The sequence below is a fragment of the Vibrio vulnificus CMCP6 genome, from assembly GCF_000039765.1.
GTDB classification, from domain to species: domain Bacteria; phylum Pseudomonadota; class Gammaproteobacteria; order Enterobacterales; family Vibrionaceae; genus Vibrio; species Vibrio vulnificus_B.
Genome location: NC_004459.3, coordinates 1,667,238 through 1,685,582, shown reverse-complemented (window position 1 = coordinate 1,685,582; position 18,345 = coordinate 1,667,238). Strand labels below are relative to the sequence as shown.

Annotated in this window: 16 protein-coding genes and 2 tRNA genes; 3 read left to right on the top strand and 15 right to left on the bottom strand. The window is 45.0% G+C overall.

The window, feature by feature from the left end; translation table 11 throughout:
* Positions 1-248 precede the first annotated feature (248 nt).
* From rpsO to rlmE, 14 genes are all read right to left on the bottom strand, one after another.
* Positions 249-518: a 30S ribosomal protein S15 gene (rpsO, locus tag VV1_RS08060; protein ID WP_011079620.1), complete on the bottom strand. Its 270-nt coding sequence runs from the start codon at positions 516-518 to the stop codon at positions 249-251.
* Positions 519-657: 139 nt separating this feature from the next.
* Positions 658-1,980: an IS4-like element ISVvu2 family transposase gene (locus VV1_RS08055; protein WP_011079619.1), complete on the bottom strand. Its 1,323-nt coding sequence runs from the start codon at positions 1,978-1,980 to the stop codon at positions 658-660.
* A gap of 131 nt (positions 1,981-2,111) precedes the next feature.
* Entirely contained in the window at positions 2,112-3,056 is a 945-nt protein-coding gene (gene truB, locus VV1_RS08050) for a tRNA pseudouridine(55) synthase TruB (RefSeq protein ID WP_011079618.1), read from the bottom strand.
* Positions 3,056-3,451 (bottom strand): 30S ribosome-binding factor RbfA, encoded by a 396-nt coding sequence (gene rbfA / locus VV1_RS08045; protein ID WP_011079617.1) that lies wholly within the window; start codon positions 3,449-3,451, stop codon positions 3,056-3,058. Before rbfA ends, truB begins: the two co-directional genes overlap by 1 nt.
* 99 nt (positions 3,452-3,550) lie before the next feature.
* Positions 3,551-6,274, bottom strand: coding sequence for a translation initiation factor IF-2 (gene infB / locus VV1_RS08040; RefSeq protein WP_011079616.1), 2,724 nt, complete (start codon positions 6,272-6,274; stop codon positions 3,551-3,553).
* Positions 6,275-6,298: 24 nt separating this feature from the next.
* A complete protein-coding gene (gene nusA / locus VV1_RS08035) occupies positions 6,299-7,786 on the bottom strand; it encodes a transcription termination factor NusA (protein WP_011079615.1) in 1,488 nt (495 codons plus the stop codon).
* 35 nt (positions 7,787-7,821) lie between these two features.
* Positions 7,822-8,277, bottom strand: coding sequence for a ribosome maturation factor RimP (gene rimP, locus VV1_RS08030; protein WP_011079614.1), 456 nt, complete (start codon positions 8,275-8,277; stop codon positions 7,822-7,824).
* A gap of 210 nt (positions 8,278-8,487) precedes the next feature.
* Positions 8,488-8,564 (bottom strand) — tRNA-Met (locus VV1_RS08025).
* Positions 8,565-8,621: 57 nt separating this feature from the next.
* Positions 8,622-8,705, bottom strand: a tRNA-Leu gene (locus VV1_RS08020).
* A 17-nt stretch (positions 8,706-8,722) separates the two neighbouring features.
* Complete coding sequence (secG, locus tag VV1_RS08015) at positions 8,723-9,055, bottom strand: preprotein translocase subunit SecG (protein WP_011079613.1); 333 nt, start codon at positions 9,053-9,055, stop codon at positions 8,723-8,725.
* A gap of 261 nt (positions 9,056-9,316) precedes the next feature.
* Positions 9,317-10,657, bottom strand: a complete 1,341-nt coding sequence (gene glmM / locus VV1_RS08010) for a phosphoglucosamine mutase (RefSeq protein ID WP_011079612.1) — start codon at positions 10,655-10,657, stop codon at positions 9,317-9,319.
* A 28-nt stretch (positions 10,658-10,685) separates the two neighbouring features.
* Positions 10,686-11,516, bottom strand: coding sequence for a dihydropteroate synthase (gene folP / locus VV1_RS08005; RefSeq protein WP_011079611.1), 831 nt, complete (start codon positions 11,514-11,516; stop codon positions 10,686-10,688).
* 53 nt (positions 11,517-11,569) lie between these two features.
* Positions 11,570-13,522: an ATP-dependent zinc metalloprotease FtsH gene (gene ftsH / locus VV1_RS08000; RefSeq protein WP_039468633.1), complete on the bottom strand. Its 1,953-nt coding sequence runs from the start codon at positions 13,520-13,522 to the stop codon at positions 11,570-11,572.
* Between the two features lie 107 nt (positions 13,523-13,629).
* Positions 13,630-14,259 carry a 23S rRNA (uridine(2552)-2'-O)-methyltransferase RlmE gene (gene rlmE, locus VV1_RS07995; RefSeq protein ID WP_011079609.1) on the bottom strand — a complete coding sequence of 210 codons (630 nt, stop codon included), beginning with the start codon at positions 14,257-14,259 and terminating at the stop codon, positions 13,630-13,632.
* A 138-nt stretch (positions 14,260-14,397) separates the two neighbouring features.
* Here rlmE and yhbY point away from each other — a divergent pair, with 138 nt between their 5' ends.
* Positions 14,398-14,694 carry a ribosome assembly RNA-binding protein YhbY gene (gene yhbY, locus VV1_RS07990; protein ID WP_011079608.1) on the top strand — a complete coding sequence of 99 codons (297 nt, stop codon included), beginning with the start codon at positions 14,398-14,400 and terminating at the stop codon, positions 14,692-14,694.
* 72 nt (positions 14,695-14,766) lie between these two features.
* Here the strand turns inward: yhbY and greA are convergent, their stop codons facing one another.
* Entirely contained in the window at positions 14,767-15,240 is a 474-nt protein-coding gene (gene greA / locus VV1_RS07985; RefSeq protein ID WP_011079607.1) for a transcription elongation factor GreA, read from the bottom strand.
* A gap of 528 nt (positions 15,241-15,768) precedes the next feature.
* On the opposite strand from greA, the gene VV1_RS07975 reads away from it, so the two are divergent.
* Complete coding sequence (locus VV1_RS07975) at positions 15,769-16,791, top strand: porin (protein ID WP_011079605.1); 1,023 nt, start codon at positions 15,769-15,771, stop codon at positions 16,789-16,791.
* Between the two features lie 94 nt (positions 16,792-16,885).
* Complete coding sequence (gene dacB, locus VV1_RS07970; RefSeq protein WP_011079604.1) at positions 16,886-18,316, top strand: serine-type D-Ala-D-Ala carboxypeptidase; 1,431 nt, start codon at positions 16,886-16,888, stop codon at positions 18,314-18,316.
* Positions 18,317-18,345: the final 29 nt, after the last annotated feature.

Here is an 18,345-nt window from a genome sequence, read left to right as displayed (position 1 = left end):
AATTTTGCACACAACATATTGGTGTGTAAAACATCAACAATAAGATTCTGAGCGTTTTGCACTGTGAGGTTTCCGCTCTGCGAGTCAGTTAGGAAATTGGCGGAACGCTAATGTCAGAAGAAACAATATAAAATGAAGAAACAAAAACGGTAAAGAGAGAAAAAAGCGATGAAGGTGATGGTGATTTGCAGATACAAAAAAGGGGCATATAGCCCCTTTTTCGACAAACTGTGCTATGCAGTCACTAATTAGCGACGTAGGCCTAGACGTTTGATTAGGTCTTGGTAGCGAGCTAGATCTTTACCTTTTAGGTAGTCTAGAAGCTTACGACGACGAGAAACCATGCGTAGAAGACCACGACGGCTGTGGTGATCGCCTTTGTGCGCTTGGAAGTGACCTTGTAGGTGGTTGATAGAAGCAGTTAGTAGTGCTACTTGTACTTCTGGTGAACCAGTGTCGCCTTCGCCACGTGCGTAATCAGCAACGATTGCTGCTTTAGTTTCTGCATTCAGAGACATAATTCTCTCCTAATAAGAGTAGGTTAATATTTGTGCCAGCCAATCTCTGATTCAGCCGACACGAGGAGCGCGAATTATAGGGAATATTCTCCCTTTGAGCAATACAAAAATACCGGCCTCTGTGCCTAATGCCAGTCAGTTAAGCTGACTGGCTTTTTTTATTGGGGTATTTCTTTGCCTTTGGTTTTATTGCTCTCGGATATATCCGCTCTTCTCGTTTAATGGACAAGACATGGTGTATCGCCTCCTCTTGCAAGTGAGTAATGCGCTTAGGGATTGTTCCCGCTGACTCCAACCAGAACCCCAAAATTACGTGAATGATAGAGTGAGCACACGTTGTGAAGCTCAGTTGGTTGGGGTAGATGCCTGGCACAGCTTTAGCCATGTTAACCATCTGATATCTAATAATGTTATAGCTAAGTAATAAGCCCCATAGTTCTTGTTTTACCATCTCTGGCTTCTTGCTTCTCAGTGTGAACTCGTTGTTCAGAAGTGAAGACTTCATTTCACGATATCCCACTTCGATTTCCCATCTATGACTGTAAAGCTCTGCTATTTCCGCTGGCGGATAACGACGATGATCAGTCATCGAGGTCAAGATACTCACTTCTTTCCCTTTGATAGTTTTCTTTATCAGGCGAACTTCGATGGTTTCAGGTAGTGACAGGGACTTCTTTCTCGCTTGAGGCGTTGTCTTGAGTTCGACAATCCGATCATTGCGACCCAGCTTTCTAACTTCAGTAAATTGGGTATTCTTGCGCATTGGCATTAGCCAATGCCTTTCATTACCTGTATTTGCCCAACGATGAAGAAGGCTAAGAGAGTAAAAACCTCTGTCGAACATTGTGAGGCTGTAGTCTGGTGTTGTTTCAATCAACTGTTCCGCCAATATCATCTCATTGGTTTTGTAACTCGCGAAAGCACTGGCGACCAGCATGTGACTGGTCAACTCCATCTGGCAAACCATACGCACCTGAGGAAAGCTACCTTCACCATTCTGATTTGACGCAGATTGAAACGCATCACGGTTTTCCTTAGTGTCTGGCGTTCGCCATACCACGCCATCGACAGCGAGGAGTTTTAATCCACACCAAGTCGGATGGTCAGCTGTTTCATTCCATAAGCTCTGGCTTTGATGAAATACTTCTTTCATTGCATCAGCCCCGAGCCGTTGTCTCGCTTGAACGATAGCACTAGGGGCAACCAGACTTCGCTTCCCGGGCAACATTAATTGCGCTTTGGAGACAATTGACCACAAAGGCTCTTGTCGGTAAAGCGACATAGCAACGACCGCCCAAACGGCCATGTCGAGAGGGATACGACGTTTACGAATAGTGGCCACACCAGAAGCTTCTAAGCATTGGTTGATGAAATCAGGGCAAAGAATGTCACTGAGTTTTCCAAGTTGTTCAGTATTGGGGGCATAACGATTGGCGAGTGTTAGGGCTGTAGTTAATTGCAAAATAAAAGGCTCAAAGTTTTAGAAACTTAGAGCCTTTATAAGCCATCTGCAGGATCGTTCAACCGATCATTTATCTCTTAACTGATCGGCATTAGCCTCTGTGCCGGTATTTTTATTTATGCTCTGTTTCGCTACTCTTCGTCGCGAAAAACCACCAAACGTTTTGGTGCAATTTTCCCATCGCGATTCATTTCACCGACACCGATAAAGCGTCTTTCTTCACCCATGGTCAGTCTGAGTTGGCCTTCTGTAGGCGCACCCAAGACTTGAACAGCTTGGCCATGCATCACCATATCGGCTAGATCCGCGATCAGATTCACTTCTGGCAAATCTTCAACTGCGGTATCCATCGGCATCAGCAGTGGATCCAACACCTCACGTGGTGCAACACCATCACGATTGGCGTTATCAACCAATTCATTAAGCTGCTCTAAGGTCACCATGTTTTCATAAGGGTATTTTGCAACACCTGTACGACGTAGCATGGTTACGTGGGCACCACAGCCAAGCATTTCACCTAGATCGTCGACGATTGTGCGAATGTAAGTACCTTTTGAGCAATGCACTTCCATTTCCACTTCCTCACCTTCAAAGCGGTGAAGAGTGATCTCATAGACGGTTATCTTACGAGACTCACGTGGCACCTCAATGCCTTTACGTGCATATTCATATAAAGGCTTACCTTGATATTTCAATGCTGAGAACATCGAGGGGACTTGATCAGATTCGCCACGGAATTTCTCAATACACGCTTCTAGGGTCTCAAGCGTCACGTTAACAGGGCGCGTTTCCACTACGTCGCCGTCAGAATCTGAAGTGTCGGTGCGCTCACCTAGCTTGGCAATCACTCGATAGCGTTTATCTGAGTCGAGCAAGAACTGAGAAAACTTTGTCGCTTCACCAAGGCAGATTGGCAACATACCCGTCGCCAAAGGGTCAAGCGCGCCTGTATGGCCGGCTTTTTCAGCGAAGTAAAGACGTTTTACTTTTTGCAAAGCATCGTTAGATGACATTCCTGTTGGTTTATCTAATAAGATAACACCATCAATCGGGCGACCTTTACGACGACGAGCCATTACTCTTCGTCCTCACGACCTGCATCTTTTTGCTTGATTTTGTCTTTGTTGACCACTTCGGTGACAAGGTTTGACATGCGCATACCTTCAACCAAAGTGTTGTCGTAATAGAAGCGAACTTCAGGCGTCAAACGAAGACGGATGCGTTTACCTAGCATCATACGAATATGTACTTCATGCTCACGTAGCGCGGCTAGACAAGATTCAGGTGTTTGTTCGCCAACACATAGGAAGGTAACAAAGACTTTCGCATAAGCGAGGTCACGTGACACTTCCACATCGGAAATCGTCACCATACCCAAACGAGAATCACGAACTTCACGTTGCAGGATCATCGCAAGTTCTTTTTGCAGCTGCTGTGAAACACGCTGCGTGCGGCTAAAATCTTTTGACATATCTTTTCTCTTATATAGAAAGAATGGGGGGTGGATATCCCAACCCCCCATGGCGTATTCAACAACCTACAATTGCCAGTTATCGGCAATTTTAGTCAATTAATCGATCGTACGCTTGATCTCAATTGTTTCGAATACTTCGATTTGGTCACCAACGCGAACATCATTGTAGTTCTTAACGCCGATACCACACTCGTAGCCATTCTTAACTTCTGCAACGTCGTCTTTAAAGCGACGTAGTGACTCAAGCTCACCTTCGTAGATTACAACGTTATCACGAAGTACACGGATAGGTGCGTTACGCTTGATCAGACCTTCAGTAACCATACAGCCTGCGATTGCGCCCAGCTTAGGTGACTTAAACACGTCACGAACTTCAGCAAGACCAATGATCTCTTGTTTGAATTCAGGCGCAAGCATACCGCTCATCGCTTGTTTCACTTCGTCGATCAATTGGTAAATGATTGAGTAGTAACGTAGATCAATGCTTGCCGCTTCGATAGCTCGACGCGCAGAGGCATCAGCACGAACGTTAAAGCCCAGGATGATTGCGTTAGACGCTTCAGCAAGTACTGCGTCAGTTTCTGTGATACCACCAACACCAGAGCCCACAATGTTCACTTTCACTTCTTCAGTTGAAAGTTTTGTTAGTGAGTCTGCGATAGCTTCAACAGAGCCTTGTACGTCAGCTTTCAGTACGATGTTAAGTTCTGCAACATCACCAGCCGCCATGTTAGAGAACATGTTCTCTAGTTTAGACTTCTGCTGACGAGCCAGTTTCACTTCGCGGAACTTACCTGCACGGTAGTTAGCTACTTCACGTGCTTTACGCTCATCACGAACAACAGTCGCTTCATCACCCGCAGCTGGAACGCCAGAAAGACCTAGGATCTCTACAGGGATTGATGGGCCAGCTTCGTTAACTTCGTTACCGATTTCGTCACGCATCGCACGTACACGGCCATACTCTTGGCCACATAGAACGATATCACCTTTGCGTAGCGTACCAGATTGAACAAGTACAGTTGCAACCGGACCACGACCTTTATCAAGGCGAGATTCAACAACCACACCAGAAGCCATACCGTCTTTCACTGCTGTTAGTTCTAGAACTTCAGCTTGAAGAAGGATTGTCTCAAGTAGTTGATCAATGTTAGTACCTTGTTTCGCAGAGATGTGAACAAACATGTTCTCACCGCCCCACTCTTCAGGCATTACGTTGTACTGAGATAGCTCGTTCTTAACGTTGTCTGGGTTTGCTTCTTCTTTATCGATCTTGTTCACTGCAACAATCAGTGGAACACCAGCCGCTTTCGCGTGCTGAATTGCTTCTACAGTTTGTGGCATTACACCATCGTCTGCCGCAACAACAAGAACAACGATATCCGTCGCTTGAGCACCACGAGCACGCATTGCGGTAAACGCCGCGTGTCCAGGAGTATCCAGGAAGGTGATCATGCCGTTCTCAGTTTCAACGTGGTATGCACCGATGTGCTGCGTAATACCGCCCGCTTCACCAGAGGCAACGTGAGTACGACGAATGTAGTCAAGCGTTGACGTTTTACCGTGGTCTACGTGGCCCATGATGGTTACGACAGGAGCACGAGGTACCGCTTCAAACATGTTGTCACGATCAGAAAGTACCGCTTCTTCAAGCTCGTTTTCTTTGCGTAGAACAACTTTGTGACCCATTTCCTCAGCAACAAGCTGCGCTGTTTCTTGGTCAATAACTTGGTTGATGGTTGCCATAGCGCCCATCTTCATCATGATCTTGATAACTTCGGTCGCTTTAACCGACATTTTGTTCGCAAGTTCAGAAACAACGATCGTCTCACCAATCACAACGTCTGATTTCGCAACAACTGCGCTCTTATCAAAACCGTGTTGCATTGACTTAGGCTTAGAAAGTTTGCCTTTACGGCCACCCTTTCCACCACGTTGTACACGTGGACCGCCACGTTCGTCATTTTCGCTCGCTTTAGCAGAAGATTTGGTCTTCTTCTTACGGCGACGAGCTTCTTCTTCTTTACGATCTGCTTCATCTTCGGCTTCACGTGCATATTGTGAAGTCGTTACATGGTAATCTGTATCTTCCATATCACCCTTATTCTCTTCTGCAGCAGACCAACGCTCTTTATTCTTTTCAGCCATCTCGCGAGCTTCTTCAAGCTTGCGCTGACTTTCCTCTTCAGCCTTACGCTTAGCTTCTTCTTCCTGACGACGTTTTAGCTCTTCGGCCTCTTTTCGCGCTGCTTCTTGCTTAACTTTTTCTTCAGCGTCACGTTTTGCTTTACCTTCAGCATCACGTTTCGCTTTCTCTTCTGCATCACGATCAACCGACTTCTCAGCTTCACGTTTTGCGGCTTCTTCAGCTTCACGTTTCGCTTTTTCTTCAGCTTCACGTTTCGCTGCTTCTTCAGCTTCACGTTTCGCCGCTTCTTCGGCTGCACGTTTTGCTGCTTCTTCAGCTTCACGTTGCGCCGCTTCTTCAGCTTCGCGTTTTGCTTCGTCTTCGATTGCACTACGTTTTACGTAGGTACGCTTTTTGCGCACTTCAATCTGAACATCTTTACTCTTACCACCGCCAGCATTAACACTTAGCGTGCTGCGTGTTTTACGCTGTAGAGTCAAACGAGTTGGTTCGGCGTCACCAGAGGTGTCGCCGTGCTCTTTTTTCAGATGCGTCAGCAGTTTTTGCTTCTCTTCATCTGAAACTTGATCTGAACTCGATTTTTTCATGCCAGCATCAGCAAGTTGCTCTAATAAGCGGTCAACTGGCGTACCAATTTCTTCACTCAGTGCTTTAACTGTAAGTTGTGTCATGCCGCTTCCTCCCCTTGCTGAATATTATGCTTCTTCTCCGAACCAACAGATATTACGTGCTGCCATGATCAACTGACCTGCACGCTCTTCTGTTAGACCGTCGATACCTTCTAAATCATCGATGCCTTGGTCTGCTAGATCTTCTAGTGATGCAACACCTTTCGCAGCCAATTTGAATGCCATTTCACGCTCAAGACCTTCTAGATTTAGTAGATCTTCTGCTGGCTCAACACCCTCGAATGACTCTTCACGAGCTAATGCGATCGTGGTTAGTGCATCTTTCGCACGGCTACGTAGCTCTTCGATAAGATCTTCATCCAGACCTTCAACTTCTAATAGCTCGTTTACTGGTACGTATGCGACTTCTTCTAGTGTTGAGAAACCTTCTTCAACAAGCAGCTGAGCGAAGTCTTCTTCGATATCTAGATATTTCATAAAGTTGTCGATTGACGCTTGAGACTCTTCTGCATGTTTCTTCTGCAGATCTTCAACCGTCATTACGTTCAGTTCCCAACCCGTTAGTTGAGACGCTAGACGTACGTTCTGACCATTACGGCCGATAGCTTGCGCCAAGTTACCCGCTTCAACAGCAATATCCATTGAGTGGGCATCTTCATCAACGATGATGGATGCAACATCCGCTGGCGCCATCGCGTTGATAACGAACTGAGCTGGGTTATCGTCCCAAAGCACAATGTCAATACGCTCGCCACCAAGCTCACCAGACACCGCTTGAACACGTGCACCACGCATGCCTACACACGCACCAACAGGATCAATACGTCTGTCATTGGTTTTCACTGCGATTTTGGCACGAGAACCTGGATCACGTGCAGCGCCTTTAAGCTCAATGATTTCTTCAGCGATTTCAGGAACTTCAACGCGGAATAGTTCAGCAAGCATTTCAGGCTTCGAACGTGTGATGAACAATTGGAAGCCACGTGCTTCTGGTGCAACTTTATATAGAAGACCACGTACACGGTCACCCGGACGGAAGTTTTCACGAGGTAGTTGGTCATCGCGCAGAATGACCGCTTCCGCGTTGTTACCTAGATCAAGAACAACTGTTTCACGGTTTACTTTTTTCACAACACCAGTAACTAGGTCACCTTCGTTATCAATAAACTGCTCAACGATTTGTGCACGCTCTGCTTCGCGAACTTTTTGTACAATAACCTGTTTTGCTGTTTGAGTAGTGATACGGTCAAACGTTACTGACTCGATCTCTTCTTCAATGAAATCACCAAGCTGAACAGATTCATCGTCGTAGTTAGCAGCTTCGAACGAAATTTCTTTCGTTGGGTTTTCTACTTCATCAACCACCAACCAACGACGGAATGTGACGAATTCGCCTGTTTTGCGGTCGATAGCAACACGCACATCGATTTCGATTTCGTATTTTTTCTTAGTCGAAGTCGCTAAAGCAATCTCCAAAGCTTCAAAGATACGCTCACGAGGTACCGCTTTCTCGTTCGATACCGCTTCTGCTACCGCTAAAATTTCTTTACTCATTTAATTAGCCTCTAATCTGAAAACTTGTTCAGGAACTAAAATTTAGGGATAAGGTTAGCTTTGGAAATGTTGCTCAAAGCGAATTCTTCTTGCTGACCATCAACCGTCAGTGTAATGGCCTCACCATCAACAGAATGGATTTCACCTTTCCATTTACGACGGTTGGCTACAGCCATTTTCAATACAACGTTGACTTCTTGACCAATAAACTGCTCATAATGTGCAGGTTTAAAAAGTGGTCTGTCCAAACCTGGTGAAGAAACTTCTAGGCTATACGCCACTGAAATTGGATCTTCAACATCAAGCACAGCACTTACTTGATGACTTACTTCTGCACAGTCTTCAACGGTAATGCCATTTTCATGATCGATGTAAATACGCAATGTCGAGTGTTCACCCGCACGAATAAATTCTAATCCAACTAACTCATAACCAGATGCAACGACTGCCGATTCAAGCATCTCTGTCAGTTGTCTTTCTAAACCAGTCATTCAAACCACTCCAGAAATAAAAAAAGGGCTCAGAGCCCAATATAAAAACCAAGCACTATCTGTACAAAACTCGCACCAGCGAGAAGTACAGATAACAAAAAACCCCGATTAGTCGGGGTTTTTTGTTGCTGGACCCTGATACGTTAAACAACCGATGTTGCTTAACTTGTAGTGTGGTTAGCACTACCAAACTTGCATCCAATCGAAAATTGGTTGCGGGGGCCGGATTTGAACCGACGACCTTCGGGTTATGAGCCCGACGAGCTACCAAGCTGCTCCACCCCGCGTCCGACTAGCTGAGCATTATACGCTCAACACAGTTATTTACAAGTTTGTAAAATCAATGGTGCCGAGAGAGGGACTCGAACCCTCACACCATAGGCGCTAGCACCTCATGCTAGTGTGTCTACCAATTTCACCATCTCGGCAATTTTAAAGCTTTCGCTTATTGAGGAATCTCATCTGACTTAGCAGGAGCTTCACTCACGTTATCTTGAACTTGTTCAACAACTTGACCTTGTGTTGGGTCAACCCATTGAGACTCTGCTTTATGAGTCGACATGCGACCAAGCGTTAAGCTCACGATAAAAAATACTGTTGCTAAAATAGCAGTTGTTCGGGTAAGGAAATTACCTGAGCCGCTGGCACCAAAAACAGTGTTTGATGCGCCCGCACCGAACGAGGCTCCCATATCTGCGCCTTTACCTTGCTGAATCAACACAAGGCCAATTACACCAAGCGCTGCCAACAGGTAAATCACAAGTAGAACGCTAAACATTTTTCCACCTATGTTCCAAATTGTTGAGCCAGCGCCATTCTCTGACTTGCGTTACGCAAGCAAGAACAAGGCTAGCATCCTCCTAACTGAAGGCCGAGCAATACTAACGAAAGGTGTCATTCATGACAAGCGAAAAATACAAAAAAAAGAACACAATGCACTGAACGGTTAAAAAAGGGGCAAAATATCAATTTTAACCGAAAAAAAGAGCTACTTTCAAAGTAGCTCCTTTCACATCCTAGAAGATAAGCTTGTGATAATTTAGCAGTTGTCTTTCACTGCTTGTGCTATTTTAAGTGCACTGTTTTGTACAAGTTCACCATCTTCGCCTTCTACCATCACACGAATTAATGGCTCGGTGCCTGATTTACGCAACAGAACTCGGCCTTTACTGCCCAAATCGGCTTCAACGTCTTCCACGGTTTTTTTAACGGCTTCGGCTTCTAGTGGATTACCTTGTCCAGCAAAGCGCACGTTTTCGAGCACTTGTGGGTAAAGTGTCATGCCTTTTGAAAGCTCATTTAGTGATAGTTCACTGCCCACAACAGATGCCAACACCTGCAATGCGGCAACAATGGCATCGCCAGTAGTTACTTTATCCAGCAGAATTACGTGTCCAGAGTTTTCAGCGCCGATCTTCCAACCTTTCTCTAACAGTTTTTCCATCACATAGCGATCGCCAACCGCAGCGCGTACAAATGGAATACCCAGTTGCTTGAGGCCATTTTCCATACCAAGGTTAGTCATAAGGGTGCCCACTACGCCCCCTTTAAGTTCACCACGACGCAATGCATCTCGCGCAATAATATAGGCAATTTGGTCGCCGTCGACTTTATTACCTAAGTGATCGACCATGATAATTCGGTCACCATCACCGTCAAACGCCAATCCTAAATCCGCTTGCTCTTCAACAACACGTTGTTGTAGAGCGCGTACATCGGTTGCGCCTACTTCATGGTTAATATTGGTGCCGTTTGGCGTTACGCCCATAGCAATAACATCGGCACCCAGTTCAGTAAACACATTTGGCGCAATGTGATACGTTGCACCATTGGCACAATCTACAACGATTTTAAGTTTTGCTAGGCTCAACTCTGAAGGGAACGTACTTTTACAAAATTCAATATAACGACCAGCCGCGTCGTTGAGACGTGTCGCTTTACCTAATTCTGCAGACTCTACGCATTCGATTTCTTTATCCAACTCAGCTTCAATAGCTAACTCAATATCATCGGGTAATTTTGTCCCTTCAGAAGAGAAAAATTTAATGCCATTGTCATAGTATGGATTGTGAGAAGCAGAGATCACGATACCAGCTTCAGCACGGAATGTTTGTGTCAAGTACGCCACAGCAGGTGTTGGCATCGGCCCAGTAAAAGTCGCCTTTAAACCCGCAGCCGCAAGCCCCGCCTCTAAAGCAGACTCAAGCATATAGCCTGAAATACGCGTATCTTTGCCGATAATAACTTTTTTCGTTCCTTGCTTCGCTAATACACGACCTGCAGCCCAGCCAAGTTTTAGTACAAAGTCGGGAGTAATAGGATACTGACCTACTTTCCCACGAACACCATCTGTACCAAAATAACGTCTTTTATCCGACATGTTTATTCCTTCTTATATTCTTTTTTACTCAGATATTTTTATGCATCATTTGAATGACTCGCATCGCTTCAACGGTTTCTTCGACATCATGAACGCGAATGATCTGAGCGCCTTTCATAGCAGCAATCGTCGCACATGTTACACTAGCCACCATGCACTCTGCAGGCTTTTTGTTCAGTAATTTAAAAACCATCGATTTACGAGACATGCCCGCCAAAATCGGCAAACCTAATTGATGAAATGCCTCTAAATGCGCTAACAGATGATAATTGTGTTCGATGGTTTTGCCAAAACCAAACCCAGGGTCAAGAATAAGCAGCTCTTTTGCAATACCGGCTTCTTCACAGGCTGCAACACGCTCTTCCAAAAATTCGCTGACCTCTTTTAATACATCTTGATAGCTTGGGTTATGCTGCATGCTTCGAGGTTGGCCTTGCATGTGCATCAGACAAATCGGAACTTGGGCTTTCGCGGCAACTGCCAAGGCCCCTGGCTCCTTCAATGCGCGAACATCATTAATGAGATCCGCACCGGCTTCAATGGCTTGCTTCATCACTTCCGCTTTGCTGGTATCAATAGAGATCCAAACATCGTGCTTTTGCCGAATGGCTTGAATTGCAGGAATAACGCGCTTCAACTCTTCTTCCAATGAGACTTCTGGCGCACCTGGACGTGTTGACTCACCACCGACATCAATGATACTCACACCGGCAGCAATCATTCGCTCGGCTTGGGCCAATGCCGCATCAAGCGCATTAAATTGGCCTCCATCGGAAAACGAGTCAGGTGTGACATTAAGAATTCCCATCACAACAGGGAATGAAAGATCTAAGGATTTTTTTTGGGAACGTAGAATCATAGTAGAAATACAAAAACCCCGAGTTGCCTCGGGGTTTCCTTATTAATTAAAACCTATTCTGCATCTTTTTTGTCAGTAGGCTGCTGAACTTCATCTGGTTGAGACTGAGCAGTCACTTCCGGCTCTGCGGTTTTCTCTTCAGCTTTTGCTTCTGATTTTTCCGTTTTCTCCGTCGCCGCTTGATCACCCCAACCCGCTGGTTCACGAATGGTCTCTTTGCGAGCCATCAGATCATCAATTTGACCAGCATCGATGGTTTCGTATTTCATTAACGCATCTTTCATTGCGTGCATGATATCCATGTTATCGATTAGGATTTGTCTTGCACGCTCATAGTTGCGGTCAATCAACTTACGAACTTCATCATCAATCAGTTTTGCGGTGTCGTCTGACATATGTTTAGTTTGTGTCACACTACGTCCTAAGAAAACTTCACCTTCTTCCTCCGCATAAAGCATCGGACCAAGTTTTTCAGAGAAGCCCCATTGTGTCACCATCTTACGAGCAATATCAGTTGCACGTTCGATATCGTTTGAAGCCCCTGTTGATACACGATCTACACCGTAAATCAGTTCTTCAGCTAAACGACCGCCATATAGGCTTGAAATCATAGACTCTAAGTGCTGACGAGACATACTGACTCGGTCTTGCTCTGGCAAGTACATGGTTACACCAAGTGCACGCCCGCGAGGAATAATCGACACTTTGTAAACAGGATCATGCTCAGGCACAAGGCGACCAACGATCGCATGGCCCGCTTCATGGTATGCCGTTGACTCTTTGATTTCTTCAGACATCACCATAGAGCGACGTTCTGCACCCATCATGATTTTGTCTTTTGCCAGTTCAAATTCAACCATAGAGACGTTGCGTTTATTACCACGCGCAGCAAATAGCGCCGCTTCGTTAACTAGGTTGGCTAAATCAGCACCCGAGAAACCAGGTGTACCACGCGCAATAAGAGAAGGCTCAACGTCACCGGCTAGCGGTACTTTACGCATATGCACTTTCAGGATCTGTTCACGACCACGTACATCCGGCAGACCGACCACAACTTGACGGTCAAAACGACCAGGACGCAGTAGTGCAGGATCCAAAACATCTGGACGGTTGGTTGCCGCAATAACGATAATGCCTTCGTTACCTTCGAAACCATCCATTTCTACTAGCATTTGGTTTAGTGTTTGCTCACGTTCATCATGACCACCACCAACACCTGCACCACGCTGGCGACCTACGGCATCGATTTCATCAATGAAGATGATGCATGGTGAGGCTTTTTTGGCCTGTTCGAACATATCACGAACACGCGAAGCACCAACACCAACAAACATTTCAACGAAGTCAGAACCAGAGATAGTGAAAAATGGCACCTTCGCCTCACCAGCAATGGCTTTTGCCAATAAGGTTTTACCCGTACCTGGAGGACCTACCATCAAAACACCAGTTGGAATCTTACCACCCAGCTTTTGGAAACGACTTGGGTCACGTAGATAATCCACTAGCTCTTTAACGTCTTCTTTGGCTTCGTCACAACCTGCGACATCACCAAACGTCGTTTTGATCTGCTCTTCACTCATCATGCGAGCTTTGCTCTTACCAAATGACATGGCACCTTTGCCACCGCCACCTTGCATTTGACGCATGAAGAATATCCACACACCAATGAGTAGAATCATTGGGAACCAAGAAATAAAGATAGTACCGAGCAAGCTTTGCTCTTCTGGAGGCGTACCTTGTACTTTAACGTTTTGGTTGATCAGGTCGTCCAGCAATTTCTGATCGTATACCGGCATGTAAGTTACAAACTTACCGCCGCCGCCACGTCTAACGAAGGTAATTTCACCGTCTTTAAACGTTGCTTCTTGAATCTGGCCTTGACCAACTTCCTGTACGAATGTGGTGTAATCCACTGCTCTGCCGTTACTTTCTCCAGGGCCAAAGCTCTGAAATACCGACATTAACACGACAGCGATAACCAGCCACAGAATTAAATTTTTTGCCATGTCACTCAAGGTGTCAGCCTCTCGATAACTAATTGTAATTAAAGGTAGGGTACTACAGTTTGTAACCTGTATCTATAGTGTTAACTTTTACCTGTGAGGGCAAATAGTTAACCTTTGTAACCAGTGGCTACAACAAAGACTTCTCGTGAGCGAGCTCGCGATGAATCTGGTTTTCTGATTTTTACGACTTTAAACATGTTTCGGACTTCTTTGACGTATTCATCGAAGCCTTCACCCTGGAAAACCTTTACGACAAAGCTACCATTAGGTGCAAGAACTTGTCGACACATATCTAAAGCTAATTCAACTAAATACATTGCCCTTGGCTGATCGACTGAGTTGTTACCGGCAATATTTGGCGCCATATCTGACATTACAACATCAACCATGTCAGGTTGAATACGTTCAAGCAGCGCTTCCAAAACCGCATCTTCACGAAAATCGCCTTGAAGGAAGGAAACACCAGCGATGGAATCCATCGGCAAAATATCACAAGCAATCACACGACCACTATCACCAACCACTCCAATGGCGTATTGCGACCAACCACCCGGAGCAGCACCCAGATCAACAACCGTCATACCGGGTTTTAGCAATTTGTCTTTTTGTTGAATTTCTTCAAGTTTAAAGATAGCACGAGAACGGTAACCTTTTCGTCTGGCTTCATTCGCATACTTGTCGTCAAAGTGTTCTTTTAACCAGCGGCTAGAGCTCGCTGAATGTTTTTGTTTACTCATTCTAGTCTCAACAAAGCCAGTTGCAGAGTTATCAATTTAATAGGTCGTTCCTATTAATTAATAAATTATAGTCTTCAGCAATAGATGGCGTTAAAATAGGTTTTTTCAACCCTTAGTTTAAATAAAAATGGCGGCGTAATGAACCTAAGCACCAAACAAAAGCAGCACCTAAAAGGCCTGGCTCACAGTTTAAAACCTGTTGTGCTAATGGGCGCAAATGGACTTACTGAAGCCGTGCTAGCCGAAATCGAAATCGCATTGGACTTTCACGAGCTGATCAAAATAAAGATCGCATCTGAAGATCGTGAAACAAAATTGCTGATTGTTGATGCCATTGTGCGTGAAACTGGCGCAGAGAAAGTGCAAGTAATTGGTAAGACACTTGTACTTTATCGCCAATCTGAAGAGCGCAAGATTGAACTTCCTCGTAAGTAAGTTAAGTGCTTCTTCTAGTCACAAAAGAAAGGTCGCCATTGGCGACCTTTTTGATGTGCGATTGATAGGAAATTATCGGTATTCAACGCTATCAATTTCAAAGTCTTTCATACCACCCGGCGTTGAAATCGCCACTTCGTCGCCTTCCATCTTGCCAATAAGGCCACGAGCTATCGGTGAATTGACAGAGATACGGCCAGATTTAATGTCCGCTTCATCATCACCCACGATTTGGTAGGTTTTTTCTTCTTCGGTATCACAGTCAATCAAAGTAACCGTTGCACCGAAAATAACTTTGCCGTTATTTTCCATTTTGCTCACATCAATCACTTGAGCGACAGAAAGTTTATATTCGATGTCACGAATTTGAGCTTCACAGATGCCCTGCTCTTCACGAGCGGCGTGATATTCTGCGTTTTCTTTCAAGTCACCCAATTCACGAGCTTCAGCGATCGCTTCAGTGATCAGTGGACGTCTTTTTAAAAGTCTTTCTAATTCTTTACGCAGCAATTGCTCGCCGCGAGCCGTCATTGGAACTTTTTCCATTTTCAACCTCAATGCCAAAGTCATCTTTGGACAAAAAAAACCTACCTGACCGAATGATCAGGTAGTCACGGAACGGATTAATTTCGCCTAGTGTAAACAAACTTTGAGCCTAAATCACCTTAATTTCATTCTTGCTTTTACCCAAGCCAAAAAGCCGAAACCACCTATCAATTTTGACAATTTTCACATCAATATCACCGTGAAAAATGCGAGCAAAATATCGACAAATAGATAAAAAACCATAAAAAATCATCAATGTCAGAGGCATGTAAAACAATGCAAATACACTTAAAAACAACAACTTAACAAAAGCAACCACACAATCGAACAGTGTTCATAAGTTGAATTTATATAATTTTACTAACCCATCATGGAACTTTGGCTGTACAACATTGGACGTCAACCAATAACTCTGGCCAAGTATTTGAGATGCATCTCATTTATGAATCTAGAATCATAGTGATAATCTGTGAGATATTCGTCTCACAACAAAAAGATTATGGACAGCTAAACTAGGACAACAAAACAATGAAAAAGACATTAATCGCACTTTCTGTATCTGCTGCTGCAGTGGCAACTGGTGTTAACGCTGCTGAACTTTACAACCAAGATGGTACTTCTCTAGACATGGGTGGCCGTGCTGAAGCTCGCCTATCTATGAAAGATGGTAAAGTTGCAGACAACTCTCGTATCCGTCTTAACTTCCTAGGTAAAGTAGAAATCCAAGACGGCCTATACGGCGTTGGTTTCTACGAAGGTGAATTCACTACTGCAGACAACGCTGATGGCAGCGATCTAGACAACCGTTACACTTACGCAGGTCTAGGTGGCAAGTTTGGTGAAGTGACTTACGGTAAAAACGATGGCGCTCTAGGTGTTATCACTGACTTCACCGATATCATGGCTTACCACGGTAACTCTGCGGCAGATAAAATCGCTGTTGCTGACCGCGTAGACAACATGATGTCTTACAAAGGCCAATTCGATGCACTAAGCGTGAAAGCAAGCTACCGTTTTGCTGACCGTGCAGATTCAAGCAAGAATAATGTAGATAACACTTACATCGACAACGGTAAAGATGGCTACTCTCTATCGGCTATCTACGCTATCGGCCAAACTGGTCTAACGCTTGGTGGTGGTTACGCAGATCAAGATAAGAGCAATGAATACATGCTAGCGGCGTCTTACACTATGGGCGACCTGTACTTTGCAGGTGTATTTACTGATGGTGAAAAAGACTACGGCACAAATGGTGACTATTCACACCGTGGTTTCTCTTCTGTAGAAGACTACACTGGTTATGAACTAGCGGCGAAATACACAATGGGTCAAACTGTATTCACCACAACATACAACAATGCTGAAACTGATGGCTACACTTCAACTGATAACTTTGCCGTTGACGCAACCTACTACTTCAAACCTAACTTCCGTGGTTACGTATCATACAACTTCAACCTGCTAGACGCTGGTGACAAGATTGGTACATCAACTATCTCTAAAGCAGATGCAGAAGACGAGCTAGCACTAGGTCTACGTTACGACTTCTAATTTCAGCCTTGACTGAATCGCAAACGCCCGCAACTAGCGGGCGTTTTTTATCCTCGCTATAATCAAGCCATTCTAGATAGATTGGGTTGTCACTATGCGTTTTCTCGCTTCACTTTTCACATCGAGCTTTTGCTTCTTGCTTGCTACTTCTTCCACCATTCAGGCAGAAGAATACTCACCGCTAAGCAACCTCCCAGATGGCAGTAGAAGCAGTATTTGGGTAGAAGACTTACAAAACCAAACCTCTTGGCAAACCTTAGCGCAAAATACCCGTTTTTTCCCTCCAGCAAGCACACTCAAACTGGCCACCGCCCTAGCGGCCAAACTGGAACTTGAAGACGACTTTGCCTTCACCACCGAACTGTTAAGCAATGGCCGTGACATCAGCATTCGTTTCTCTGGCGATCCCACGCTTAAAACCGCACATTTAAAACAGCTTTTAGAAGCCTACAAGCAGCAGAATGGCGCGAACATTCGTGGAGACCTTTGGCTCGATAACTCGGTGTTTACAGGCTATGAGCGCGCTGTGGGTTGGCCTTGGGATATTTTGGGTGTTTGCTACAGTGCTCCTTCAAGTGCCATCACATTAGATGAGAACTGCGCTCAGGCTTCTATTTACACATTGGCCGATGGCAATACTCGAGTTTACGTGCCAGAGCAGTACCCGATTCACGTCACAACCAATGCGAAAACCGTCTCTAAAGCGATCCAGCAGAGTAATCATTGCGACTTAGAGCTGTTGACGGGGGATAACAACCAATATCAATTGCAAGGCTGTCTGGTTGAGAGAGACAAACCGTTACCCCTTAAGTTCGCGATTCAAGACTCAACTCAATACACGAGTCGAACCTTATATACCTTGTTGAGACAGCTCAAAATTGAACTTGGTGGAGAAATTAAAATTGGCGTCATGCCGAACAAAGCCAATGTCATTGCCAGCCACTCTTCAGCTACCTTGCCAGAGTTATTAGACACCATGTTAAAGGACTCTGATAATCTTATTGCCGACAACCTTACCAAAGCGATTGGGGCTCGCTTTTACTTGCAACCCGGTAGCTTTGCCAATGGCACTGAAGCGGTGAAACAGATCCTTTATTCCAAAGCGGGAATCGATCTTTCTCGCGCTCAACTCGCCGACGGTTCGGGCTTGTCGCGTAATAATCGAATCAACCCTATGGATATGATGTCGATCTTAAAATACATCTGGCAACACGACAAAGAGCTCGGTTTAGTGGCATTAATGCCCAAATCCGGAGAGTCCGGCACCCTCAAGTACCGCCAAAGCATGCGCAGTGATCCAGTTAAAGGGCAGATCGTCGCTAAAAGTGGCTCACTTTATGGCAGCTATAATATGGCAGGATTTGTTTTAGATCAGAATGGACAGCCAAGCGCCGCCTTCATTCAATTTATTACCGATTACTACCCTGATAAAAGTGAAGAGAGTGGTAATGTTGCGCCTATCACACGCTTCGAGCGTGAGTTTTATCGAGACTTAGTTGAGTTTACACAAGTAAAACACAACTGACGAAAAACAGCACAAGTTGCCATTTAAGC

Bases quoted from the DNA above. Each gene is read 5' to 3' on its own strand.
- rpsO (WP_011079620.1), bottom strand. From the start codon at position 518: ATGTCTCTGAATGCAGAAACTAAAGCAGCAATCGTTGCTGATTACGCA.
- truB (WP_011079618.1), bottom strand. From the start codon at position 3,056: ATGGCTCGTCGTCGTAAAGGTCGCCCGATTGATGGTGTTATCTTATTA.
- rbfA (WP_011079617.1), bottom strand. From the start codon at position 3,451: ATGTCAAAAGATTTTAGCCGCACGCAGCGTGTTTCACAGCAGCTGCAA.
- infB (WP_011079616.1), bottom strand. From the start codon at position 6,274: ATGACACAACTTACAGTTAAAGCACTGAGTGAAGAAATTGGTACGCCA.
- nusA (WP_011079615.1), bottom strand. From the start codon at position 7,786: ATGAGTAAAGAAATTTTAGCGGTAGCAGAAGCGGTATCGAACGAGAAA.
- rimP (WP_011079614.1), bottom strand. From the start codon at position 8,277: ATGACTGGTTTAGAAAGACAACTGACAGAGATGCTTGAATCGGCAGTC.
- secG (WP_011079613.1), bottom strand. From the start codon at position 9,055: ATGTTTAGCGTTCTACTTGTGATTTACCTGTTGGCAGCGCTTGGTGTA.
- glmM (WP_011079612.1), bottom strand. From the start codon at position 10,657: ATGTCGGATAAAAGACGTTATTTTGGTACAGATGGTGTTCGTGGGAAA.
- folP (WP_011079611.1), bottom strand. From the start codon at position 11,516: ATGATTCTACGTTCCCAAAAAAAATCCTTAGATCTTTCATTCCCTGTT.
- ftsH (WP_039468633.1), bottom strand. From the start codon at position 13,522: ATGGCAAAAAATTTAATTCTGTGGCTGGTTATCGCTGTCGTGTTAATG.
- rlmE (WP_011079609.1), bottom strand. From the start codon at position 14,259: ATGAGTAAACAAAAACATTCAGCGAGCTCTAGCCGCTGGTTAAAAGAA.
- yhbY (WP_011079608.1), top strand. From the start codon at position 14,398: ATGAACCTAAGCACCAAACAAAAGCAGCACCTAAAAGGCCTGGCTCAC.
- greA (WP_011079607.1), bottom strand. From the start codon at position 15,240: ATGGAAAAAGTTCCAATGACGGCTCGCGGCGAGCAATTGCTGCGTAAA.
- VV1_RS07975 (WP_011079605.1), top strand. From the start codon at position 15,769: ATGAAAAAGACATTAATCGCACTTTCTGTATCTGCTGCTGCAGTGGCA.
- dacB (WP_011079604.1), top strand. From the start codon at position 16,886: ATGCGTTTTCTCGCTTCACTTTTCACATCGAGCTTTTGCTTCTTGCTT.